The following is a 24311-nucleotide window of genomic DNA, read 5'->3' on the forward strand; positions in this document are numbered from 1 at the left end:
GCTAAGGAAATGGATTTATTCCGAAACGATATTCCATTAGAACAGAAAAAAATTACAGCGGAGGTTTGTGTGCACCATTTATGGTTTTCAGAAGAGGATTATGATACTAAAGGCACTTTAATAAAATGGAATCCTGCAGTAAAAAAAGCTACCGATAGAGAAGCGTTATGGAAAGCTTTATTAGATGATCGTATCGATGTAATTGCTACGGATCATGCTCCGCATACATTAGAAGAAAAAGATAATGTGTATACTAAGGCTCCCTCAGGAGGTCCGTTAGTACAACATGCATTACCCGCACTTTTACAAAAGTATAAGGAAGGGGTTATTTCTCTAGAAAAGATAGCAGAAAAAATGTGTCATAATCCAGCAAGATTGTTTGAGATTGAAAAACGAGGATTTATTAAAGAAGGCTTTTTTGCTGATTTAGTGGTTGTAAACACCAATGATGCATGGAAAGTAACAAAGGAAAATATAGCGTATAAATGTGGTTGGTCGCCTTTTGAGGGAAATACCTTTTCATCTAAAGTTACGCATACATTTGTTAATGGTCATTTGGCATATGAGAATGGAAATTTTTCTGAAAAACGTAATGCAAAAAGACTAACATTTAATAGATAGGGCATGAGAAAAATCGGAATCTTAGGGATGTTTGTTTTATTCTTCGCTTGCAATGAGCAATTAGTGGAAAAACCAGAGAACCTTATTCCTAAAGATAAAATGGTAGAAATTCTTAAAGAAATGGTTATTGTAAATGTTGCTAAGAATACAAATATCACCAAGTTTCAAGAGAATAAAATAGACCCTACCACTTACGTTTTTAAGAAGTTCAACGTAGATAGTTTACAGTTTGTACTAAGCGATAGATACTATGCGTCTAAGCCAGATGTTTACGAAGCTATATATACAGAGATAGACACTTTATTAAAAAGAGAAAAGAAAGTAATAAACGATTTAAAAAAGTTACAGGATAGTGTTAACAAGGCAGAAAAAGAGGCCTTGAAAGATAAAAATAAACCCAAAAAAATTAAGGATTCTCTTTCAAAAAAATAGAGCAACAGTGGTTAATTGTTTTTTCTAAGTCAGAGAATTCCATAGGTAAAGTATTTTTAATTTTTTCAGAAGAATAAAACTCTCTATGCTTTAAAGAGTTAATAGAATTTTTAGTGATTCGCCTTCCTTTTTTAGTGAGTACGTTTAATAACCAATCGCCATATCTGCCAATTTGCAATTGCCAGAATTTAAGCTCCGTTTTGGGGCTCTTTTTACCTAGTTTGGGTACAATAAGGCTAAGAATTTCTTTAAAACTTAAATTGTCGGATACGGTAATAAAACGCTCATTTTCTGTTTCAGAAACCATTAAACCTATTAGAATTTGGGTTACATCTGCAACAGATACAAAACCAGTTCCGCCTGGCGGGTAGTAAGAGTGTCCTTTTTTTGCAGTGGTAAATAAAGCACCACTGCCGCTGCCCCAAAAACCAGGGCCAACAATTACACCAGGATTAATAATTACTACAGGCACATTTTCTTGTGATGCTCGCCAAACTTCTAATTCTGCTTTATATTTGGTAAGTGCATAAACATTTACATGGTTTTCTTTCCATTCATTTTCCTCGGTTGCTAATTCGTTAGGGTAACTTTTGCCAATAGTACCAATAGTACTAACGTAGGCTAATTTCTTAATGCTATTGGTAATACAGAGATTTACAATGTTTGCTGTTCCTGTTACATTCATTTTTTTTAATAGGGAGTAATCCTTCGGATTAAAAGATATAAATGCTGCGGCGTGGTATACATATTCTACATTCAAAAATGCAATTTCTAGAGCAGGAACATCTAATAAATCAGCATGTACCCATTTTATCTTATCAAACAATTCTTGCGGGTTATTAACGTAATAGGAAAAGATGGTTACTACACGTTGCAGGTTGCTGCCTTGTCTATAAATTGCTTTTATAGGAGTATCTTTCTGTACTAATTGCAGAAGAAGATGAGACCCAACTAAACCAGTACCGCCAGTAACAAGAACCATATTTCAAATGTAGCAAAAGCGTAGGTACATTCTATAATCTTAGCTATTATTTTTCTAAATCTCTATTTTATAGTGTGGGAGTGATAATAAGATTACATTAGTAGATATGAGAATGAATGAATTCCTTTTATATTTGCATCTTAATTATTGAAAATAAAATAACAATGGCTACCAATTTTGTAGAAGAGTTAAAATGGCGTGGAATGTTGCACGATGCAATGCCAGGAACAGAGGAACATTTATTATCAGGAATGCAATCTGCGTATGTAGGTATAGATCCAACGGCAGATTCTCTACATATTGGTCATTTAGTTGGGGTAATGATGTTGAAACATTTTCAATTAGCAGGCCATAAACCATATGCTTTAATTGGCGGTGCAACGGGTATGATTGGGGATCCTTCTGGTAAATCTACAGAGCGTAACCTTTTAGATGAGGCTACTTTACGTCACAATCAAGACGGGCTACAAGAACAATTATCTCGTTTTTTAGACTTTAAGAGTGATGCTAAAAATGCTGCAGTTCTAGTAAATAATTACGATTGGATGAAAGATTTTTCATTCCTAGATTTCATTCGTGATGTTGGTAAGCATATTACCGTAAATTATATGATGGCCAAAGATTCTGTAAAAAAGCGACTTTCTTCAGAAGCTAAAGAGGGCATGTCCTTTACAGAGTTTACCTACCAGATGGTACAAGGTTACGATTTTTTACATCTTTTTAAAGAGTATAACTGTACGCTACAAATGGGAGGTAGTGACCAATGGGGAAATATCACTACAGGTACAGAACTTATTAGAAGAATTGGCGGCGGAAAAGGATATGCACTTACCTGTCCTTTAATAACGAAAGCAGACGGAACAAAATTTGGAAAGACCGAAGGTGGTAATGTTTGGTTAGATGCAAATAGAACTTCTCCTTATAAGTTTTACCAGTATTGGTTAAATACTTCGGATGACGATGCGGAGAAGTATATAAAAATATTCACATTTATTCCTAAAGAAGAGATAGAGGCTTTAGTAAAAGAACACCAAGAAGCACCACATATGCGTTTGCTGCAAAAAAGGTTAGCAGAGGAAATTACTATTGCGGTTCATTCGCAAGAAGATTTAGATAATGCATTAAAAGCTAGCTCTATTTTATTTGGAAAATCTACTTCAGAGGATTTAAGAAAGTTAGATGAAAAGACGTTTTTAGATGTTTTTGAAGGTGTGCCACAAGCGGATATTTCAGTATTCGAATTAGAAGATGGTTTAGATATGATAGGAGCTTTAGCAGCTAAAACAGGATTTTTAGGGTCTAATGGTGAAGCGCGTAGAGAGCTAAAACAGAATTCTATTTCTGTAAATAAAGAAAAGGTAAAAGAAGATTATACTATTACAAAGGTAGATTTAATCAATGATAAGTTTGTTCTTCTTCAAAGAGGGAAAAAGAATTATTTTGTGTTAGTGGCAAAATAAATTTCCATATAATTCAACAAAAAAATATCGATATTTAATAATAATTTATCGAATATCAATAAATTTGTGTTATTTTTGCGTAAAATTAGTAAGCAATTATGACGAAAAATAGACTTCTAAATGTAGCAATTGTTTTTACTAGGATTTTGCGAATATTTTATGGGTTAGGATTTATTGTTTTGATGGGTTTTTTTATTCATTTTCAAGCATATCCTGAAGTATATAAAAATTTTGAGTTAGTAAAGAGGGAAAAAGGCATCGAAAATAAGGTAATTTTTGATAATTTAACTTTTGCGAAAAAACAGGAAGTATCTACCCAAAAAAGTGATGTTGAAGTATCCAATAATAAGAAATCTTTTTTGTTAGTAAATATTACAAGTGGAGCCTTATTCTTTAATTTCTTAAAATACTCTTTTATTCTGGTATTTTATTTTTTAGCAACTAAAGAATTTGAAAATGTTATACAATCGGTAAAAAAAATAAAAACGTTTCGAAATGCAAATATTCTATCCTTTAAGAAAATGGGGAAGTGTTTCTTTGGGGTTTTTATTTTATCAAGTTATTCTTATTGTAGTTTAGTAAGCGATGATCATATTTATATTCATAGTAATTTTAATTTGTCTTTTACTTCTTTGTTTTTCATGGTCTTTGCGTTGGTTATTGGTGAAGTGTTTAAAGAGGGTAATGGTTTAATGGAAGAAAATGAATTAACTGTTTAGAATGACTATAATTGTAAACTTAGATGTTATGCTGGCTAAGCGGAAAATGTCTGTTACAGAATTATCGGAACGTGTTGGGTTAACAATGGCTAATATTTCCATACTAAAAAATGGAAAAGCAAAAGCGATTCGTTTTTCTACATTAAAAGCTCTTTGTGAAGTTTTAGAATGCCAACCCGGAGATTTACTGGAATACAAGTAAGAAGCTTTTACTACTTAAGTAACGCAACTAAAAATAGATTTATACATCTTAATTTTAAAGAGAAATATTGAAGACTAGAGTTTTACATTGGGTTTTAGTAACATTTTTGTTTGTGTCTTGTAGTAATACGGAGGAAGAGAATATACCTACTTTAGATGCTAATTCTCAAAAGTGGGAGCTAGTAAAAATGACAGGTAGTTTTGCAGGTTCCGAAACCACCGGTGCAGATATGGAATGGCAAGAATATTATATTTTTAATTCCGATGCTACTTTTATAAAATCTAGAAATTGGGACGGAGAGGTAAAAGAAGCCTCAGGGAGCTATACCACAGAAACTCTTAATGAACAAAAGTATTTAGAACTTACCTATTCTAAAGGAGAAGGGCTTGTAGCCAGTTGCACAAGTAACAAGAAAGAACAACTATATTTTGTAAAAGGCGATATTTTAAGAGGGAGTTGGGCTGCTTGTGATGGCCCTGTATTAGAGTACAAACAGTTAAAAAAATAATTTTAGAGCACCAATAAATTACAACCACGAATATCAGAATGGTCAAAACGACCAAGAATTTCAAAACTATCATCTTCATAAATTTTACCAAGGTCTTGTGTTGCTATAAACGAACAAGAGTTTATATTGGCTAAATCTATTACATTAATTCCACCTGTTTTTCCATATTCTTGTAAGGTTAAGGGGTCTTCTGTATCCCTGGTTAGTACTTTCATCCAAGGCGGACAATGGAATATACCATTACCTTTAGAATATGCTTGGGATAGAAGTTCTGTCATTCCATACTCAGAGTGGATCTTAGAAACTCCAAACCCTTTTTTAAGAGTATCATGTAGTTCTTCCCGTATCATTTCTTTACGTCTCCCTTTCATACCGCCAGTTTCCATTACAATAGTGTTCTTTAGGTTCAGTTCGGTTTCATCTACTAGATCTAACAAAGCAAAAGAAACGCCTATTAAAAGTGTTTTAGTTTTTGCAGCTTCTAACTTTTTTAAGGTTGCTATTAAAGTATCTGTATCCTTTAAAAAGAAACCGCTTTCGGGATGAGAACTCCTGTTAATTAAATCATTCACCATATAGATTAAAGAAGAACCTTGGCGTTCTAAATAAGATGGTAACAAAGCCAAAACGCAATAGTCTTCTTCCTTGCCATAAAAGTGTCTAAATGCATTTATATAGCTTTCTTCGTATAGGTTTATATCACTAACATAATGTTTACTTGTAACAGATCCTGTTGTGCCACTACTTGTAAAAATGATGTCTGCTGTTTTTGCGTTAGAGAGGATCGTTTTAGATTTAAAAAAATCTATAGGGATAAAAGGAATTTCGTCAGTATTCTTAATGTTTAAGGGGTTTTTGCCTAAGTGTTGGCAGAACTCTTTGTACACCGAGTTTGTTTTAAACTGATGTTCAAAAATTTGAAGGGTTAAAGCATTAAATTCTGCCTTAGTTTTAATTTTAAATATTTTTTGAGCGTCTACCATTTACGGTAACAAAAATAGCCAAAATAATATGGTAAATAATAGATTAAAATGAATGTGTAAAATGACATGGTTATTTTTAGAAGAACTATTTCACCACCAATTTTCTGCTAATAGATTTTTGATTCTCTGTTACGGTGACCACATAAACACCTGAAATTAATTTAGAGACATCTAAGCTTTTATTTTTAATTCTATCGATAAGTACCACTTCGCCAAAAACATCATAAATGATTATGTCTTTCTCTTCATTATTTTGTGTAGTAATATAAATTAAACCATTAAAAACAGGATTAGGATATAATTTGAATTCAGAAATTTCTCTATTAGGTATGTCTGGTAAGTTTACTGCATCTTGGGCAGATATAGTATAGCTAGCCAGAAAAAGTAGTATAAAGTAGATTTTCTTCATGGATATTGATTTGGGGTCAACATTATAAAGATATAGAATTTTGTAAGCGGGTGTGGTAAAATGTTGTGAATCGCAATAAATTGTAGGTCAATGAATTAGTGTGTGCTTTTCATCGATGATTTCTCTAAAATAGAGATAAAAAATAAAAAAAATTCTTATTTAATTATGAGTTTTCTTGTAGCAACATTGTTTTTCTCAAAAACACGTAGAACATAAACACCAGCATCTAAATTTCCTAGATTAAGTTCTTTACCTAAAATGGTAGTTTTTAAAATTTGCGTTCCAAATACATCAAAAACGAATATTTGTTTTGGAGCATTTGCAGATGTACTTATATATACTTTTCCTGTAGTTACTGGGTTTGGATAGAGTTTAAACCCATCAATATCTCCATTACTATTTTGACCATAGCTTAGAGAGATAAAAAGAAAGCAAATAATAAGGTAAAAGTGCTTCATAGGTTATGTTATACAAACAGTATACCACAAATATATAAATTCTATCTCCTGTTTAATTTTAGAGAGCACGGATATTGTAAAAAGATCGATGAAATGCAAAAAGATCGTTGAAATACACAGAAAATAGAGTATAGTCTCTTTTTTCTGACTTTTAGAAACCGATTTTTTTCAAAAACTCTCCTTTATTTGACGGTAATCTATGTGAAACAAAAAAACCTCGCAATTGCGAGGCTTTTTGTACTGTTTGTTCTTATTCCTTTAGGAATACATTTTTATTGAAACCAAGTCCAAGTAGTTATATCTAATGCCGTCGCATTAAATACATCATCAGTTGCAGTAGTAAGGGCAGTTCCATCCACAATTACGTTAGCTACAGGGCCATTATCTTTCATGTCTACATTAGTTGCATAGCCCGATAAATGAATATTGGTAAGTGTGCTTCCAGATGTAGCTTTGAACTGTAAAGCCGTACCTCCTACAGTTGATACTGCGGTAAAGTTTATCAATTTAGGATTGTTGTTCACTTTGTCTCCTTCAACAGCAGTTGAGAATGCTGCTAGAGTGTGTGAAACATAAGTATTAGTAACTGTACCATTCCAACCTTCAGTCCAATCGACAGCATCATCTTGGTTGTTTTCAAGATAAAGGTTAGAAGCAGAAACCGTTCCACCAAAAAATTCAACTCCATCATCTTTACCATCTATCATTGCAACATAATCTATTGTAGTTGCAGATCCTACAGCATAAAGCGTAAGACCATTGTATTGAGATTCAGTATTTATCTGAGCACCGGCATATTTAATTACTAAATATTTGATTGAACCAGAATCATCCGTATCAACAGTACCACCGTACAATATATCACCTACTTCAGCAGTAGCATCAACACCTTTAGTAGTTGTTGCGTTACCAGCAATTACTAAGCCGCCCCAGTCACCTGCAGTTTCCCCAGTAGAAGTCATAATAACTGGGTTAGCAGAAGTACCTTGTATATCTATTTTTGCACCTTTTTGGATAACTATATACGTTTCTGTTTCATCTCCAGATTCAACATCAGCAACAATAGTAGTACCTGCTGGGATAGTTAATTTTGCTCCAGATTCTACGCTTAAAGTTTTACTTAAAAAATACTTAATATCTGCATCTAAAGTTAAATTGCTAGTTATGGATCCAGAAATTACGCTAGTAGTTACTTCTGTACTAGAATTAACCCAAGCAAAAGAGGCTATATCAACAGAAGGAGTTGCTATGTATAGATTCGATGGATCTGCATCAGCGCCATCAATTTGAACATTAACCAAAGGGCCATTATCTTTCATGTCTACAGTAGTATCAAAACCAGCTAAAGAAAGACCAGTAATTGTAGCTCCAGAAGTAGCTTTAAATTGTAAAGCAGTTCCGCCAATTTCAGAAATTGCCGTAAAGTTAATAAGCTTAGGGTTGTTATTTGCCTTGTCACCTTCTACAGCAGTAGAGAAACCTTTAGTGTTTAGTACATAAGTGTTCGTAATAGTACCATTCCAACCTTCTGTCCAATCGACAGCATCATCTTGGTTGTTTTCAAGGTAAATGTTAGAAGCAGAAACGGTTCCGCCAAAAAACTCAACCCCATCGTCTTTACCATCTAACATAGCAACATTATCAATAGTAGTAGCAGATCCTACGGCATAAAGTGTAAGACCATTATACTGAGATTCAGTATTTATCTGAGCACCAGCATATTTAATTACTAAATATTTGATTGAACCAGAATCATCCGTATCAACAGTACCACCGTACAATATGTTACCTACTTCAGCAGTTGCATCAACACCTTTAGTGGTTGTTGCGTTACCAGCAATTACTAATCCACCCCAGTCACCAGCTTTTGAATTTGCGGATTCCATAATAACAGGATTAGTTGAGGTTCCTTGTATATCTATTTTTGCGCCTTTTTGGATAACTATATACGTTTCTGTTTCATCTCCAGATTCAACGTCTGCAATAATTTTAGTTCCAGCAGGTATAGTTAAAGTTGCCCCAGGTTCTACACTAAAAGTTTTTGTAAGAGTGTATGCTATAGAAGCATTAAGAGTACGATCTTCAGAAATTGAACCCGTTAAAGTGGTCTCTTCACAAGGAGTACAAGAACCGCCACAATCTATACCAGTTTCATCACCGTTTTTTATTTTATCCGTACATGTTGCTGTTACTGGATCAGGATCATTGTCATCGCTGCCACAGCTAGTTAAAAGCATGGTAAACGTAACAACGATAAGCATCGAAATGTTTAAAAGATTCTTTTTCATAATGTAATGTTTAAAAATGGTTTTAGTATTTATGTTAATGATTAATTTAAAAACTATAATTTAGACTTAGGCTAATTCTCGCTCCAGAAGTATAAGAAAGGACAGTTCTGTTTTTCTCAACTTTAGTGTTAATATCTTTTACTTTTTGTTCTTGAGTTATTTCTGGATTTAATAGATTTTTACCAACAAGACGAGTGCTCCAATGTTTGTTAATTTTCTTGCTAATAACAGCATCTAAAACAACAAATCCTTTTTCAATAATAGCATCATCATAGAATTGATCCGCTGGTTGGTCGTTTAAAACGCCTAAAGAATATATTTTATCAGAAGCATAGTTGGCCGTTAATGAAGCAGAAAAAGGATTTTCACTAGCTGTGGTAAAGTTTAGACTGGAATTAAATATCCAATCAGAAGCCCCCTGAAGCCCTATCTCATCATTATTGTTATATCTAAAACTATTAACTAAAATTCCATCGGCATTGAAAACTTCTTTTAGATCTTGCTTATGCCACATACGAGTTGCATTAAAAACTAGATTTAATTCATATCCAGATTTAGTTCCATCTTCATTGTTTTCACTCGGACTAATTAAATTTATTTTAGTTTCAGATTCTAATCCGTAAATATTAGCCTCTTCACCAGAATTAAAATATGAGAATACACCAGATGCACTTCTTTTTCTTACTCTGTTAATTGGGTCAGAAATACTTTTGTGAAATGCTGATAAAGAAATTAATTGACCATTAGAAGGAAAGCACTCCCATTTTAAGTCATAATTTAAATTATAAGAAGCTTCCAAATTGGGGTTGCCAGTAGATAATTGACCTGTTGGAGAAATGTATTCGAAAGGAGCAATTTCTTTAAATTCTGGCAATGTAATTGTTCGGCTTACAGCTAAACGAAGTGCATTTTTATCGTTAAGCGAATACTTTACATTAAGGCTAGGATATACGTTGTTGTAATCTTTGTTGGTGTTTCCTGTTCTGGGGTTTCTATTTCCGATATCATAATTAACTTTTATTTCATCTTTTTGATAGCGAAGACCTACATTGAAATTCCATTTATTAATACCAATATTAAAATCGGTAAAGGCTGCGGAAGAATTTAAATCTCCGGTGTATATGTCTTTGTTTTCTCCATTTCTATTGGTGCCAAGCAAATTGATTTCTAGAAGGCCGGCATCAAAAGCCCCTTGTTGAATTACCGCGCCAATGTTGTCTATTGATGTTGGGTTTACCGCGTTTAGTGAAGTTTCTTCTGCACCTACAAATTCGGAGCTAAAATCCCTTGTTTTATTTCTATAAAAAAGGCCCAACTCTATTTTAAAAGATTTGTTTTCTTTATTTATTAAATGTGTAAGATTTTTTATGTATCCATTATATTCTAAATCTTCAATTTTTTGATTCGATTTTCTTTGTTGAAATCCACCGACTCTTCCAAATTGAACAAATGACCCATCAGGACTAATATTTAATTCGTTTCTTATTCTATTAGGTTCATCAGCGTTTAATAGGTTGTAGCTACCTGCCCACTCTAATTTGTTTTTATCAGACAAATGATGTGTACCTATTAATTGCGTTGTAAGTAAACGTGTTTGTTTCGTGTTTTGATCTCGGATGAATTGAGATAAACCATCAGCTATACTTGTTTCATCATTTCGTAATGTTTTGCCATCTCGACCACCTTCAAATACTTCTTCTTTTAATTTATTAACAAAGAAAGTACTAGATTTCAATTTATGTTTATCATTTATTCTATAAACAATATCAAGTAAACCAGTATTTAATATAGTTTTTTCAAAAATGGTTGCGTCTAAAATGGAATCTTTTATAGAATTGTCGCCAAATTGTTTGAATACGCCTTGTTGATATCCATAAGATTCTGAATGAGAAGCGGTAATAAATGTAGAAATCTTTTCTTTAAATTTTTTACCTGCAGTTAATGAGAAAGAATGATTTAAAGGAGCATTCTGTTTTTTAGTATTCCACCCTTGTTTAGTAATTAATTGTTGTGTACTAAAATTTTGAGAATAGAAACCAAAACTTGTATTTTTTGAGTTGGGAGAAACTTTAAAGTTGTCCCACACACCATTTTTTGTAACATTTGTATTTACTCCTCCAGATACTCCGATAGCAAGTTCCTCGGAACCTCTTAATTCTCTGGATGTAATGTTAATTGTTCCTGATGATTGATCAGCAGACGATTTAGAAGAATAAGTTTTACTTACACTTACATTTTGAATTAATCTAGTAGGGAAAAGTCCTAAGTCAATATTCTTTTTTTCCACATCATCGGATGGTATCGGAAGGTTATTTAATGTAGTAGATAGGTAACGGTCACCTAGTCCTCTCACAAAAATATCTCCAGAACCTTTACTGCTCGAAACACCCGATATTTTAGTGGTTGCAGTAGCTACGTCAGAAACGCCTATTTTAGCAAGTTCTTGGGCGCCAATACTTTCTTTAATTTCTATTGCTTTCTTCTGGTCTAATAATAAAGCAGCTTCCGAATCTTTTCTTGCTGAAGTCATTACTATAACTTCATCTAGGGAAACTCCTTGAGAAGCACTCATAGATACATTAATAGTACTTACTTTGCCACTTTCAACATTAATATTAGGAACTTCTATAGTCTCATATCCTAAATAACTATAGAGAACAGTGTAAGTTCCTGGTTCTAGATTAGCTATTTCGTATAAACCATCAAAATCAGAAGTAGCACCCTTGGTAGTACCTTTAATTAAAACATTAGCAAAAGGTAGCGGTTCGTTGTTTACCTCTTTGTCTGTTAAAGTACCTACAATACTTCCTGTTTCTTGTGCTTGTATTAGCGCTGCGCTACATACGAAAAAGCACGTTAAAAATTTTCTCATTAAAATATATAATTTGTTCTATTATGGCGCAAAGAAAGCTTGGAGGTGTAAAAGTGGAGTTACCCCCACGTTAAAGATTTATTGTTTTAGTGTTACTTTATTGTTACTATATTAAATCAATGTTAAGCGGCGTTAGGCGTAATAGTATTATCTTTACTTTTGGCGGATAACCTAATAGAAAACCAAATGAAAAAGAAAGACATTAAGATTCTCTTAGTAGATGACGAGCCAGATATTTTGGAAATTGTTAGCTACAATTTATCCACAGAAGGGTACCAAGTTTTTACAGCTAAGAATGGGGTAGAAGCGGTTACAATGGCTAAAAAAAAGACACCTCATTTAATTATATTAGATGTTATGATGCCCGAAATGGATGGTATTGAGGCTTGTGAAATAATTAGAGGAACCTCTGGATTAGAGAATACAATTATTACTTTTTTAACAGCAAGAGGCGAAGATTACTCCCAAGTAGCAGGTTTTGATGCTGGAGCAGATGATTATATTACAAAGCCTATAAAGCCAAAAGTATTAGTAAGCAAAGTAAAAGCATTATTGAGAAGGCTAAAAGAAGATAATGAAGCTTCGGAAGATATTGTACAGGTTGGGAATATTATTATTAATAGAGAAGAGTACAAGATTATTAATGATGGAAAAGAAATAATTCTTCCAAGAAAAGAATTCGAATTATTAGCATTATTAACATCTAAACCAAATAAGGTTTTTAAAAGAGAAGTTATTTTAGATAAAGTCTGGGGTAATGAGGTTGTTGTTGGTGGGCGTACTATAGATGTACATATTCGTAAATTAAGAGAGAAAATTGGAGAGGATCATTTTAAAACCGTAAAGGGAGTAGGGTATAAGTTCGTATTGTAATGGCCATAAAAGTAAAAAGGTCTTATAGATTTGCAGTTAGGTCATCCATGATTATTGCACTTTTTGCTGCAGTAATTTTGTATGGACTACAATGGTATACAGAGGCAGTTAATTATAGCGTTTTAGTTTTATTTATTTTAGTTTTATTCTCTTTTTCCTTTGCTCTTTTACAAGTTAGAATAGAAAAATTTATATATCGAAGAATTAAAAAGATATATGATGATGTTGCTCTTCTAGAATCTTCTTCTTTGGCATCGGATCCAATTACTACAGACATGCGAACGTTAACCGCAGAAATTGAGAAATTTGCGCAGGATAAGAAGATAGAGATAGACACCTTAAAAATTAGAGAAGAATATAGAAAAGACTTTTTAGGGAATGTATCGCACGAATTAAAAACACCATTATTTACTGTTCAAGGTTATATCTTAACATTGTTAGATGGTGCCATGGATGATCCAAAAATTAGAAAAAAATATTTGGAGAGAGCCGAAAAAGGAGTGGATCGTTTAATTTATATAGTAAAAGATTTAGATCTTATTACCAAATTAGAAGTAGGAGATTTAAATCTTGAATTAGCTAGGTTTAATGTAATAGAGTTAATTCAAAGCGTTTTTGACCTTTTAGAAATGAAAGCAAGCAAAAAGGAAATTACACTAATGTTCGATATGGATTACCCAGAACCTATTTATGTGTTTGGAGATGAAGAAAAAATTCAGCAAGTATTAACGAACCTATTAGTAAACTCTATTAAATATGGGCATGTTAATGGTACAACAGAAGTTAGTGTAGAGAATTTAATTAAGAACAAAGTTATAGTTAGGGTAACGGATAATGGAGAAGGGGTTGCTGCTCAGAACATTCCTCGATTGTTCGAGCGTTTTTACCGAGTGGATAAAAGTGGAAGTAGAAAAGAAGGAGGTTCTGGATTAGGCCTTTCCATTGTAAAACATATTATTGAAGCGCATGGAGAAAAAATCTATATAGAAAGTGTAGAAGATTTAGGCTCAGAATTTTCGTTTACACTTGAAAAAAGCACGGAAGAAATAGATGTAAATCTATAATTGGGTAATCATTGATTTTCTTAGATTTGCAGCACGCAAAAAAAAATACTTTCTGTGGGAAGCAAAAACAAACTCAAGAGATTTAAGGAAAACGAAACATTTTCCAACGTAATTCAACCAACTAGAGAAGAAATAGAAGAAGGCACTTTTTCTAAAAAAGGAAAATGGGCAGAACATTTTGGTAATACCAACCCAATTGTGTTAGAACTAGGTTGTGGTAAAGGAGAATATACGGTTGGATTAGCCCAAAGAGACAAAAGCAAAAATTATATTGGTATAGATATAAAAGGAGCTCGTTTTTGGCGCGGTGCTAAAACAGCTTTGGAAGAGGGCTTAACTAACGTAGCCTTCCTGCGAACGCAAATAGAACTGATAGATAAAATTTTTGAAGCAAATGAGGTATCCGAAATATGGATTACTTTCCCCGATCCTCAGATAAAGTATAAGCGTACCAAACATAGAATGACTAATAAAGTTTTTCTAGAGAAATATAAGCAAATTTTAAAAATAGACGGAACGGTTAATTTAAAAACGGATTCCGAATTTATGCATGGGTATACTTTAGGCTTACTACACGGTTTAGGTTTGGAGGTTCTTTATGCCAATCACGATGTGTATAAAAATGGAGGAAGCCCAGAAGAAGTATTAAAAATACAGACTTTCTACGAAAATCAGTATCTTGAAAAAGGAAAACCAATCACTTATATTAAATTTAGAGTAGTCTAGAGTTCTATGGGGCATTTACTAATCCTTTTTTTTGCTACATTTTCAGCAGCTTTTATGGCAACAGTTCCGCCAGGATTACTAAATATGAATGCCGCTAAAACTAGTGTAGAAAAAGGAAAGTTAAATGGTATAATTTTTAGTTTAGGAGTTTCTACGGTAATAATGGTACAAGCATATGTGGCAGTATTAATTTCTAAGATGCTGCATAATAATCCAAATATAATCGAGATTTTATTGCAGATAGCCTTGGTAGTTTTTGCATTTTTTGCTGTGTTTTTTTTTATTGCTGCTCGTAAGAACAAAAAAAAGAAAGTTAAGGTTATTAAAGTAAGTAAAAAGAATAGTTTTTTTAAAGGCGTTTTATTAGCTGCATTAAACCTTTTAACCATTCCTTATTATAGTGGACTTAATGTAATGTGGAATGCTTCTGGTTGGATAAAATTTGAACTATGGGACATTGTTGTATTTGTTTTAGCTGCGGGCTTAGGTACATTTTCTGTACTATATATGTATACTGTTTATTTTAATAAGTTAGAAAATAAGACCAATAAATTTTCTCAGAATTCTAATTATGTGCTAAGTGGATTAATGCTAATGTTATTTGTTATTACCATTTTTAGGTTGTTAAATAATTAGGGCATGGCAGATAATCAAAATTTTTTTGAAAGGGTATATGAGATTGCCCGTTTAATCCCCGAAGGGAGGGTAACCTCCTATGGTGCTATTGCAAAACATTTAGGAGCAGCACGCAGCGCCAGAATGGTAGGTTGGGCAATGAACGGTTCTAGTCTTAAAGAAGATGTTCCTGCGCATAGAGTAGTAAATAAGGCTGGAATTTTAACTGGCAAACATCATTTTGATGGCACCAATCTTATGCAACAGTTATTAGAGAGTGAAGGGGTTGTAGTTATAGATAATCAAATCCAAAATTTAGAAACGCATTTTTGGGATCCTTTTAAAGAATTGTAAAGGATTAAAAAAGAAGCGTAAATACAGTATTTCCTTTTTTCGAGACTACATTAATACTGCCACCATGTAAACGCATAATGTGTTTGGAGAGGCTAAGACCTATGCCAGAACCTGTTTTTTTGGTTGTAAAGAAAGGCACAAAAATTTCATTTAAGACTTCCTCTGAAATACCAGAGCCATTGTCGCGTACTTGTATATACTTTCTATTGTTAGGGTCTATTCCTGCTATAAGTTTTATATTCCCAGAAGGGTTATTCTCCAATGCCTGAATCGCATTTTTTATTAAATTAATTAGGGTTTGGTTAATCATTTTTTCATCAATAAATAACTTCAAGTCAGTTGGTTCTACAATAGTTTTAATAGTAATATTATTGTTGGGGCTTGTTAAAAGAAGTCTTGCGTTATCTAGAATTTTTAATGCAGATACAGGCTCTTTATCTGGATTTGGAACATTCAAAAATGTACGGTAAGATTGTACAAAATTCATTAAATTTTCGCCTTGTTCTTTTATAACATCTAGCCCTTTTGCTGTGCTTTGCACTTGTTTCTCCGTTAAGTCACTTAAAGGAATAGTAGTATCTCCTGCTTTAAAAAATTTAAGAATAGATGCAGAGATAGACGTAATAGGTGTAATGGTATTCATGATTTCATGTGTTAGCACTTTTATTAGGCGTATCCATGAATCTGTTTCTTTTTTATCTAATTCTTTGTGAATGTCTTGCGCTACAACAAGCAATAGTTCTTCATTATTTAAAATTATAGAGGTAGATTTTATGCTCAATTGTACTTTTTCTCTTTCATTGGCAAATTGAAAAAGTTTGTTTTCAAAAGGTTTAATCTCAGAAAATAGGGTGTGGAGTTCTGTGTTAATTTGTAATAGTTGATTTATATGATTTAGTGGTTTATAATTTAATAGGCTTTCCATCATAGGATTTGCAAAAAGAATATGTCCTTTTTTATTCATTGTTAGAATGCCAATGTTAGCCTGTTTAATTATTTCTTGATAGTATTTTTCTTGCGCTTCATTTTTAAGATATACTTTCTGAATCATGTTATTTAACATATTCATACTAGAATTAACCTCTCTCAATGATTTTATATTGGTAGTTTCAGAAAAACGGAGTGTAAAATCTTCGTTCTTAATAGAATTAAAAAAATAGGCTATTTTTCTATTCGTGTTATTAACGTATAGTATTAAAAGTACCGTTTGTATAATTAGAATTAGAAATATAACTACAGCAATAGCTTTACGGCTATTTATAAAAAGAAAAGCCATTCCAATGGAGGAGAGTACAATCCCTATAATTCTAATAATTAATTGAGAATAAAAATTTTTACTAATCATCTGTTGCTATTCTTCTTAATTTTATTATATAAGGTTTGTCTAGAAATGCCTAGTTGAGATGCGGCAGCACTATAATTTCCATTGTGTTTTTCTAGGGCATTAGTAATTAGTTGTAGCTCCATTTCTTCAAGGGTTGCAGTACTATTATTAAGAGTTGTAGAGCTCCCAGTATTTAACAAAAAGTCCGAAGGTTTTAAAACAGAGCCCTCACTTAAAATCACGGTTCTTTCCATGGTATGTTGCAGCTCTCTAATATTTCCAGGCCAGGGGTAGTTTTTTAGCTTTTCTTCGGCATCAACGTTTATTTTAAGACTGGGTTTTGCATATTTATTCCCGAATTTTTTTAAGAAGAAATCGGCTAAAACCAGGACATCGTTATCTCTTTCTCGCAAAGGGGGTACTTCAATAGTAATTGTATTTATACGGTACAATAAATCTTCTCTAAACAAACCATCTACTACCATTTGTTCTAAGTTGCAATTGGTAGCGCAAATTAAACGAATGTCCACATTAATGGGTTTGTTAGAGCCTACTCTTACTATAGTTTTTTGTTGAATAGCGGATAGTAATTTCGCTTGCATTTGCAAAGAAATATTCCCGATTTCGTCTAAGAATAAGGTGCCACCATGTGCAGCTTCAAATTTACCTGCTCGGTCTTCCTTGGCATCTGTAAAAGAACCTTTGGTGTGACCAAAAAGCTCGCTTTCAAATAAATTTTCAGAGATTGCTCCCATATCGACACCTATGAAAACATCGTTTTTGCGGGGAGACATGCGGTGTAGTTCTCTAGCTATTAGTTCTTTTCCTGTGCCATTCTCTCCAGTAATTAATACATTAACATCTGTTTTAGCTACTTTATGAGTAAGGTTCAGAACACTGTTTAAAGCTTTAGAATTACCAATGATATAATTTTTATTTTCATTTATATGTTGCGTTAAGCGACTCTCTTTTTCTTTTAGTTGATGAATTTCTTTTTTCGATTTTCGAAGATTATAGGCAGATTTTACGGTAATCAAAAGCTTTTCATTATTCCATGGTTTTAAAATAAAATCTGAAGCCCCTTCTTTAAGAGCATGTACGGCAAGTTCAACAGCACCATAAGCCGTCATCATTATTACGGAGGTATTTGGGCTTTTCTTTAAAATCTCTTTTAACCAAAAAAGCCCTTCGTTACCAGAGTTTATACCTGCAGAAAAATTCATATCCAATAGTACAATATCAACCTCCTTTAGATTTGGGTAAGAGGATATCTGATTAGGATTAAAAATGGTATCTATATTATTATACTCAGATTGCAGAAGAATTTCAAGCGCACTCAAAACGCTTTTATTGTCATCAATCACCAAAATTTTAGCATCAACCATAATACTATTAATTATATAAACTAAAACTACAATTTCATTAAGCAACTTGCTCCCATGTGTAAAATTTTTGGACAGTTATTGTATAACTATTTTACACTTTTAAATTTAGTATTTTTAAAATAAATTGTAATCACCTGATAATCAGTTGTTTTGTTTTGTGGCACGAAGGTGGTTTATATAGTTGGGAACAAAATAAAAATATCTCTAAAGAGAAATTAAATAACGGTATGAATTTTAAAAAAGAAATACTCTTTTTCGTAACGCTACTAATGGTTACTAATTTTTATGGTCAGAAGGCATGGACATTAGATGCTTGTGTATCACATGCTATTGCTAATAACCTAAGCCTTAAAGATGTTGCATTAACAGCGAACTCTGGAAAAGAAACATACAATCAATCTAAACGTAATCTTTTACCCAGTATTTCTGGTTATTCGGATTATAATTTAAGGTTTGGGCGTTCAGAAGATCCTAATAGTGGGGCCTATGTAAATACCGATTTTTTCTCTAACAATTATTCTATAAATGCTTCCTTAGATGTATTCCAAGGGTTTCAAAAGATTAATGCTATAAAGGCATCTAAATATTTGCATAAAGCAAATATGGAAGATGTAGAAAAGCAAAAGTTCACACTTGCTTTTAGTGTAATGTCTGCTTTTTATGATATTCAGTATTACCAAGGACTTTTAGCTATCTCGAAAAGTAAAAGAATAGTTTCTAAGACTAACTTAAAACTGGTAAAAAAACAAATTGAGTTAGGTTTAAAAGCAGGAGCCGATATTTATGAAGCGGAATCGACCTTACTTGCAGATGATTTAGAGGTTACACAAAACTTAAACCTAGTACAAGGGGCTAAATTGAGACTTATTCAAGCAATAAACTTAGAAGGAGAGAACACTATTGAAATACAAACCAATCCATTAGAAGTGTATAATGACCAAAATAAATTAAAAATAGAAACAGATTCTATTTATACGGAAGCATTGGGTTTTTTGCCAACGATAAAAGCGCAAAAATTTAGAATGAAAGCGGCAAAGAAGCAAGTTGCAATTGCAAGAGGGGCACTGTATCCTTCCTTATCCATTTTTGCGGGTTACGGTACCGGATATTTTGAGACGAATATAGATGTAAATACAAACGATATAATTCCATTTAGAACGCAGATAGAAGATAATACATCCAAGCAAATTGGAGTTTCTCTTAGTATTCCTATTAGTGATAAATGGTCCAAACGTTCCCGTGTAAAACAACAAAAAATAGAACTAGAAAGAGCAAGCAATGGTTTAAAAATACAGCAGCAGCTAGTGTACCAAACTATTCAACAATTAGTGCAAGAAAAAAATGCATTGTCCGTAGAATATGAGCAAACTATAAAACAAATGAATGCCGAGGAACAAGCATTTAAAATAGCGCAAAAAAAATATGAAAAAGGTCTCCTGAGTGCGGTAGATTTAAACCAAGCAAAAAACTTATTTGCAACAGCCCAAAGCAGAAGATTACAGGCAGGGTTATTATTAAAAATGAATAGTAGTACACTGGATTTTTATAGAGGTCTTCCAGTTTTTAACATTAATACAAATTTTTAAAATGGATATACAATTAGAAAAAAAGAAAGGCTTAAAATTAAAACACTACGGATATATTGCATTGGGTGTATTGTTGGTTTTTGTGGCTTGGAAATTACTCTTTAATACTTCTGGGAGTACGTATAGAACGGAAAAAGACAAACTTACTATTGCCGAGGTTACCCCAGGAAAGTTCGATGATTATATTACCATAAATGGTTCTGTTGCTCCTATTACTACAATTTATATGGATGCTTATGAGGGTGGCCGTGTAACAGAAAAACTTATTGAAGAAGGGGCAACTGTTAAGAAAGGGGACATTATTTTAAAGCTGGAGAATAGAAATTTATACGAGCAAATTTTGGCTAGTGAGAGTAATTTGGCTTTAAAGCAAAATGATTTAAGATCTACCAAATTAACTTTTGATTCTAGACAAGTAGAAGGTAAAAAATCTTTAGCAACTACCGAGTACGAATTGCATCGTTTAAAACGAAATTTTGAACAAAACGAAGCCTTGTATAAAGAGGAGTTAATTTCAAAAGAAGCATATACAGTTGCCCAAGAAGATTATGAATTGTCTAGAAAACAATTGCAAATTGTACAAGTACAAACGGATCAAGATAATTCCCTTAGAAAAACTTCATTAAAAGAACTAGATGCAGATTTAGCGCGAATGCAAAAAACACTTTCTATGGTTTATGAGCGTATTGATCATTTAAATGTTAGGGCTCCTGCGGACGGACAATTGGGCTTTTTAGATGCCGAAATTGGGCAAAGTATAGCACAAGGAGAGCGTATTGGGCAAATCAATGTATTAACAAATTTTAAAATAGAAGCAGACATTGATGAACATTATATTGATCGCGTAAAAAGAGATTTAAATGCTACCTTAGAGCGTAATGGTAAGGAATATACACTGCGTTTGCGTAAGGTATACCCGGAAGTTAGAAATGGTAAATTTAAAGTGGATTTGGTATTTACCGGAAACAAACCAGAGACTATAAGAGCAGGTCAGAGTTATAATATAAAGTTACAATTAGGAGAGTCTAGTGATGCTCTTTTATTACCCAAAGGTGCTTTTTTTCAGAGTACTGGCGGACAGTGGATTTTTGTGGTAGACGGTAATGGCGAAACAGCTATTAAACGAAATATTAAAATAGGAAAGCAAAATTCTAGACATTATGAGATTTTAGAAGGTTTAGACGGCGGAGAAAAAGTTATCACATCTAATTATGACAGTTTCGGTGATGCAGAACGTATTGTATTAAAGTAGCTGTTACCATATTAAATAGTAGTACAAATTTATAAAAAGTAAAATCAATCAAAATAATGATACAAATAGAAAATCTAAAAAAAAGCTTTAGAACAGAGGAGGTAGAAACTCTTGCGTTAAATGGCGTTAATCTTAAAGTGGAAGCAGGAGAGTTTGTTGCTATAATGGGACCATCGGGTTGTGGTAAATCTACATTATTGAATATTATAGGTATGTTAGATAACCCATCGGAAGGCTCTTATAATTTTGGAGGGCATGAGGTTGCTCATCTTAAAGAAAACCAAAGAACAGAATTGCGAAAAGGAAATTTAGGTTTTGTTTTTCAAAGCTTTAATCTAATCGATGAATTAACTGTTTATGAAAATGTAGAATTGCCTCTTATTTATTTAAAAATGAATAAAAAGGAGCGTAGGCAAAAAGTAATGGCAGTTTTAGAGCGTATGAAAATTGCGCATAGAGAAAAACATTTTCCGCAACAATTATCAGGAGGGCAGCAACAGCGGGTAGCTATTTCGCGAGCAGTGGTTACGAACCCAAAATTAATTTTAGCAGATGAACCTACAGGGAATTTAGATTCTAAAAATGGTATTGAAGTAATGAATCTTTTAACCGAGCTAAACCAAGAAGGAGCAACTATTGTAATGGTTACCCACTCCGATAGAGATTCGCATTATGCACACAGAGTAATTAATTTATTCGATGGTCAAATAGTAACAGAAAGTAAAAACAGAGCCATAGGGGCAACGATTTAAGAGGGCCTATTCAGGAGTTTATTCATCAATCAATCAACAAAATCATGTTCAAAAATCATCTAAAAATTGCTTGGAGGAACCTTATCAAGAGAAAGGTATTTACTGCCATAAACATTTTGGGGCTGTCTATTGGTTTTGGTAGTGCAATATTGATTTATCTTTTTTTGTGTTATCATCTTTCTTTTGATCAATTTCATGAAAATTCGGATCGAATTTATCGTATGACAACTCAAGAAAACAGGGGTTCTATTGAGTTTGAGCCAAGTGTGCCTCCAGGTTTTGCTAAGGTTTTTAGTGAGGAGTATGGTTACGCAGATAAGGTGGCAAAAATAGTAGATATAGATGGTTACATCATTGATGTAGAAAATAATGGAAGTACCGAAAAATATAAGAAAGATGTAGCTTTTGTTCAGGAGAGTTTCTTTAAAATTTTTAATTTTCCTTTAGTAAATGGAAGTAATATGGTATCTCTTTCTGCCCCAAATACAGCGGTTATTACAGAAAATGAAGCCATTAATATGTTTGGGACTTTAGATGTCGTGGGTAAAAATTTTGTGTTTGAAAATGATAAAACCATTGAGATAACAGGGGTTTTAAAAGACTTGCCTCAGACTACTTTTTTAAAGGCAAATATTTTTATATCCTTTGAAAATTTGGCAGATCATTTTGAGTTTGCGAGCGGTGAATTTTGGGGAGGGATTACTAGTAATTTGCAATGCTTCGCATTATTAAAACCGAATCAGAATATTGCCGATATTGAAACAGCCCTATTAGAGCTTCCTAAAAAGCATAGACCAAATAGCAAAAATGACCACACATATAGATTACAGCCTTTATCAGATATACATTTAAATGCTGATTATGGTGGGCTAAACCCTATTTTTTTAATTGTTTTTGGTCTTATAGGTTTGTTTTTGATAGGTATAGCTAGTATTAATTTTATAAACATATCAACCGCTCAAGCGTTTTATCGGTCTAAAGAAATAGGCATTCGTAAGGTGTTAGGGAGTTTTAAACAACATCTATTCTGGCAATTTTTAACAGAAACCTTTCTTATCAGCCTTTTTGCTGTTGCAATAGGAATTGTGATAGCTGTACTTTCTCTACCTTCTTTTAATACATTGTTTGAGCTCCAGTTATCTGCTCAGAGTCTTTTTAACTTTCAATTTATTGGGTTTTTATTATTGCTTTTAGGTTTAGTTGCATTTTTATCGGGTAGTTATCCAGGTATTTTAATGTCTCGTATTGTGCCTGTTTTAGCTTTGAAAGGAAAATTGAATCATAATGATATGGGAGGAAACTCTACAAGAAAAGTTTTAGTTATAGCTCAATTTGTAATCTCCATTACATTGATTGTGTCCACTCTAGTGATTTCAAAGCAAATTGAATATGCTATGAATACAGATTTAGGCTTTGATAAGGAGTCTATTGTAATGCTAGAAATTCCAGATGATTTTGATGCGGCAAGGTTTAATAGTTTAAAGGAACGATTAAAACAAGTCCCTGGAGTACAACATGTTTCTGGTTGTTTAGGTAGTCCAGGTGCTGCAGATAGTAATTGGGGTACGAGTATAAAATATAATAATAGACCTGAGGTAGAAGAGTTTAGTATTGTTGTAAAGGTAGCTGATGTGGATTATTTAAACACTTTTAGGATACCGTTGGTAGCTGGGCGTAATTTTTTTAAAAATGATTCGATTACGGAAATGTTGGTAAATGAAAAATTAGCCGAAAAATTGGGACTAACTTCAGAAGAATTACTAGGTAAGGCTATTGAAGTAAATGGGGGTGATATAAAAGCCAATATTGTAGGCGTGGTTAAAGATTTTCACGATGGTAGCTTTGCTGAGGATATTGGTCCTGTTTTTATAGCACCAAATGTATCAATGTATAATGAAATTGCAGTTAAAATTAACCATCTGAATGCTAAAAATACCTTAGAGCAATTGAATACAGAATGGTCTAAATCCTTCTCAAATTATATTTTCGATTATCGGTTTTTAGATGAACGGGTGGCTGAACAATATGAAACCGAGCAACGCTATCTTTCCCTATCTAAGGTGTTCTCTGGTTTAGCCATTTTCATTGGTTGTTTAGGTTTATATGGGTTAATCTTGTTCTTTGTGAACATGCGTACCAAGGAAATGGGAATTAGAAAAGTATTGGGGAGTAATGTAGGCAATATTCTAAGGTTATTCTCTATCGATTTTCTGAAATTAATTTTGGTAGCGGGTACAATTGCAACTCCATTAACTTGGTATTTTATGAGTCAATGGTTAGAGGGGTACTCTTATAGGACAGAAATTCAATGGTGGTATTTTGTTATTGCCATTGTAGGCATAATGTTAATTACTCTTATCACAATTAGTTATCAAACCTTAAAAGTGGCCTTGGCCAACCCCATTAAAAGTTTAAGAACAGAATAATCAGCATCAATTAAAAATCA

At 32.9% G+C, this 24311-nt stretch carries 23 protein-coding genes; 15 read left to right on the forward strand and 8 right to left on the reverse strand.

Going from position 1 to position 24311, the window contains the following annotated elements; genetic code table 11:
• Both QZZ51_RS07250 and QZZ51_RS07255 read left to right on the forward strand, forming a co-directional pair.
• Positions 1 to 621, forward strand: a 621-nt coding sequence (locus QZZ51_RS07250) for an amidohydrolase family protein (RefSeq protein ID WP_291867954.1), incomplete at its 5' end; no start/stop codon positions are given.
• A gap of 3 nt (positions 622 to 624) precedes the next feature.
• A complete protein-coding gene (locus QZZ51_RS07255; RefSeq protein ID WP_291867957.1) occupies positions 625 to 1053 on the forward strand; it encodes a DUF4296 domain-containing protein in 429 nt (142 codons plus the stop codon).
• Here the strand turns inward: QZZ51_RS07255 and QZZ51_RS07260 are convergent.
• Positions 1028 to 2035 (reverse strand): SDR family oxidoreductase, encoded by a 1008-nt coding sequence (locus tag QZZ51_RS07260; protein WP_291867959.1) that lies wholly within the window; start codon positions 2033 to 2035, stop codon positions 1028 to 1030. The genes QZZ51_RS07255 and QZZ51_RS07260 overlap by 26 nt on opposite strands.
• Before the next feature lie 164 nt (positions 2036 to 2199).
• On the opposite strand from QZZ51_RS07260, the gene tyrS reads away from it, so the two are divergent.
• The 4 genes from tyrS to QZZ51_RS07280 all read left to right on the forward strand — a co-directional run bounded on the left by tyrS (position 2200) and on the right by QZZ51_RS07280 (position 4924).
• Entirely contained in the window at positions 2200 to 3495 is a 1296-nt protein-coding gene (gene tyrS, locus QZZ51_RS07265; protein WP_291867961.1) for a tyrosine--tRNA ligase, read from the forward strand.
• Between the two features lie 98 nt (positions 3496 to 3593).
• Entirely contained in the window at positions 3594 to 4214 is a 621-nt protein-coding gene (locus QZZ51_RS07270; RefSeq protein ID WP_291867963.1) for a DUF2975 domain-containing protein, read from the forward strand.
• A gap of 1 nt (position 4215) precedes the next feature.
• On the forward strand, positions 4216 to 4416 hold the full coding sequence (locus QZZ51_RS07275; RefSeq protein WP_291867966.1) for a helix-turn-helix transcriptional regulator: 201 nt from the start codon (positions 4216 to 4218) through the stop codon (positions 4414 to 4416).
• Between the two features lie 67 nt (positions 4417 to 4483).
• Positions 4484 to 4924, forward strand: a complete 441-nt coding sequence (locus tag QZZ51_RS07280; RefSeq protein ID WP_291867969.1) for a hypothetical protein — start codon at positions 4484 to 4486, stop codon at positions 4922 to 4924.
• 2 nt (positions 4925 to 4926) lie between these two features.
• Here the strand turns inward: QZZ51_RS07280 and QZZ51_RS07285 are convergent, their stop codons facing one another.
• The 5 genes from QZZ51_RS07285 to QZZ51_RS07305 form a co-directional block, all read right to left on the reverse strand.
• Positions 4927 to 5907, reverse strand: a complete 981-nt coding sequence (locus tag QZZ51_RS07285) for an acyl transferase (protein WP_291867972.1) — start codon at positions 5905 to 5907, stop codon at positions 4927 to 4929.
• Between the two features lie 85 nt (positions 5908 to 5992).
• A complete protein-coding gene (locus QZZ51_RS07290) occupies positions 5993 to 6316 on the reverse strand; it encodes a T9SS type A sorting domain-containing protein (RefSeq protein ID WP_291867985.1) in 324 nt (107 codons plus the stop codon).
• 155 nt (positions 6317 to 6471) lie between these two features.
• Positions 6472 to 6774 carry a T9SS type A sorting domain-containing protein gene (locus QZZ51_RS07295; RefSeq protein WP_291867986.1) on the reverse strand — a complete coding sequence of 101 codons (303 nt, stop codon included), beginning with the start codon at positions 6772 to 6774 and terminating at the stop codon, positions 6472 to 6474.
• Between the two features lie 272 nt (positions 6775 to 7046).
• Positions 7047 to 9062, reverse strand: a complete 2016-nt coding sequence (locus tag QZZ51_RS07300; protein WP_291867989.1) for a hypothetical protein — start codon at positions 9060 to 9062, stop codon at positions 7047 to 7049.
• Between the two features lie 46 nt (positions 9063 to 9108).
• The gene (locus tag QZZ51_RS07305; protein ID WP_291867992.1) at positions 9109 to 11934 is read right to left on the reverse strand and encodes a TonB-dependent receptor; all 2826 of its coding nucleotides are present in this window, start codon (positions 11932 to 11934) and stop codon (positions 9109 to 9111) included.
• A gap of 186 nt (positions 11935 to 12120) precedes the next feature.
• On the opposite strand from QZZ51_RS07305, the gene QZZ51_RS07310 reads away from it, so the two are divergent.
• Genes QZZ51_RS07310 through QZZ51_RS07330 form a run of 5 tightly spaced genes read left to right on the forward strand, consistent with a single transcriptional unit; the run spans position 12121 to position 15566 of the window.
• Positions 12121 to 12807 carry a response regulator transcription factor gene (locus QZZ51_RS07310; protein WP_291867995.1) on the forward strand — a complete coding sequence of 229 codons (687 nt, stop codon included), beginning with the start codon at positions 12121 to 12123 and terminating at the stop codon, positions 12805 to 12807.
• A complete protein-coding gene (locus tag QZZ51_RS07315; protein WP_291867998.1) occupies positions 12807 to 13871 on the forward strand; it encodes an ATP-binding protein in 1065 nt (354 codons plus the stop codon). Before QZZ51_RS07310 ends, QZZ51_RS07315 begins: the two co-directional genes overlap by 1 nt.
• Positions 13872 to 13925: 54 nt before the next feature.
• The gene (gene trmB, locus QZZ51_RS07320; protein ID WP_291867999.1) at positions 13926 to 14597 is read left to right on the forward strand and encodes a tRNA (guanosine(46)-N7)-methyltransferase TrmB; all 672 of its coding nucleotides are present in this window, start codon (positions 13926 to 13928) and stop codon (positions 14595 to 14597) included.
• Positions 14598 to 14603: 6 nt separating this feature from the next.
• Positions 14604 to 15233: a LysE family transporter gene (locus QZZ51_RS07325; RefSeq protein ID WP_291868002.1), complete on the forward strand. Its 630-nt coding sequence runs from the start codon at positions 14604 to 14606 to the stop codon at positions 15231 to 15233.
• 3 nt (positions 15234 to 15236) lie between these two features.
• Positions 15237 to 15566: an MGMT family protein gene (locus QZZ51_RS07330; RefSeq protein ID WP_291868004.1), complete on the forward strand. Its 330-nt coding sequence runs from the start codon at positions 15237 to 15239 to the stop codon at positions 15564 to 15566.
• A gap of 4 nt (positions 15567 to 15570) precedes the next feature.
• On the opposite strand, the gene QZZ51_RS07335 is transcribed toward QZZ51_RS07330, so the two are convergent.
• Together QZZ51_RS07335 and QZZ51_RS07340 are read right to left on the reverse strand one after the other, a co-directional pair.
• Positions 15571 to 16911, reverse strand: coding sequence for an ATP-binding protein (locus QZZ51_RS07335; protein ID WP_291868006.1), 1341 nt, complete (start codon positions 16909 to 16911; stop codon positions 15571 to 15573).
• Positions 16908 to 18275 carry a sigma-54 dependent transcriptional regulator gene (locus tag QZZ51_RS07340; protein ID WP_291868008.1) on the reverse strand — a complete coding sequence of 456 codons (1368 nt, stop codon included), beginning with the start codon at positions 18273 to 18275 and terminating at the stop codon, positions 16908 to 16910. Before QZZ51_RS07340 ends, QZZ51_RS07335 begins: the two co-directional genes overlap by 4 nt.
• A 227-nt stretch (positions 18276 to 18502) precedes the next feature.
• Between QZZ51_RS07340 and QZZ51_RS07345 the strand changes: the two genes are divergently transcribed.
• Genes QZZ51_RS07345 through QZZ51_RS07360 form a run of 4 tightly spaced genes read left to right on the forward strand, consistent with a single transcriptional unit; the run spans position 18503 to position 24291 of the window.
• Positions 18503 to 19861: a TolC family protein gene (locus tag QZZ51_RS07345; protein ID WP_291868011.1), complete on the forward strand. Its 1359-nt coding sequence runs from the start codon at positions 18503 to 18505 to the stop codon at positions 19859 to 19861.
• A 1-nt stretch (position 19862) separates the two neighbouring features.
• Positions 19863 to 21113 (forward strand): efflux RND transporter periplasmic adaptor subunit, encoded by a 1251-nt coding sequence (locus QZZ51_RS07350; protein WP_291868014.1) that lies wholly within the window; start codon positions 19863 to 19865, stop codon positions 21111 to 21113.
• Positions 21114 to 21169: 56 nt separating this feature from the next.
• Positions 21170 to 21865, forward strand: coding sequence for an ABC transporter ATP-binding protein (locus QZZ51_RS07355; protein ID WP_291868016.1), 696 nt, complete (start codon positions 21170 to 21172; stop codon positions 21863 to 21865).
• A gap of 44 nt (positions 21866 to 21909) precedes the next feature.
• Complete coding sequence (locus QZZ51_RS07360; RefSeq protein WP_291868019.1) at positions 21910 to 24291, forward strand: ABC transporter permease; 2382 nt, start codon at positions 21910 to 21912, stop codon at positions 24289 to 24291.
• The last annotated feature ends 20 nt before the right edge of the window (positions 24292 to 24311 follow it).

It is taken from the genome of Maribacter sp. (assembly GCF_016744255.1).
Classification (GTDB): Bacteria; Bacteroidota; Bacteroidia; order Flavobacteriales; family Flavobacteriaceae; genus Maribacter_B.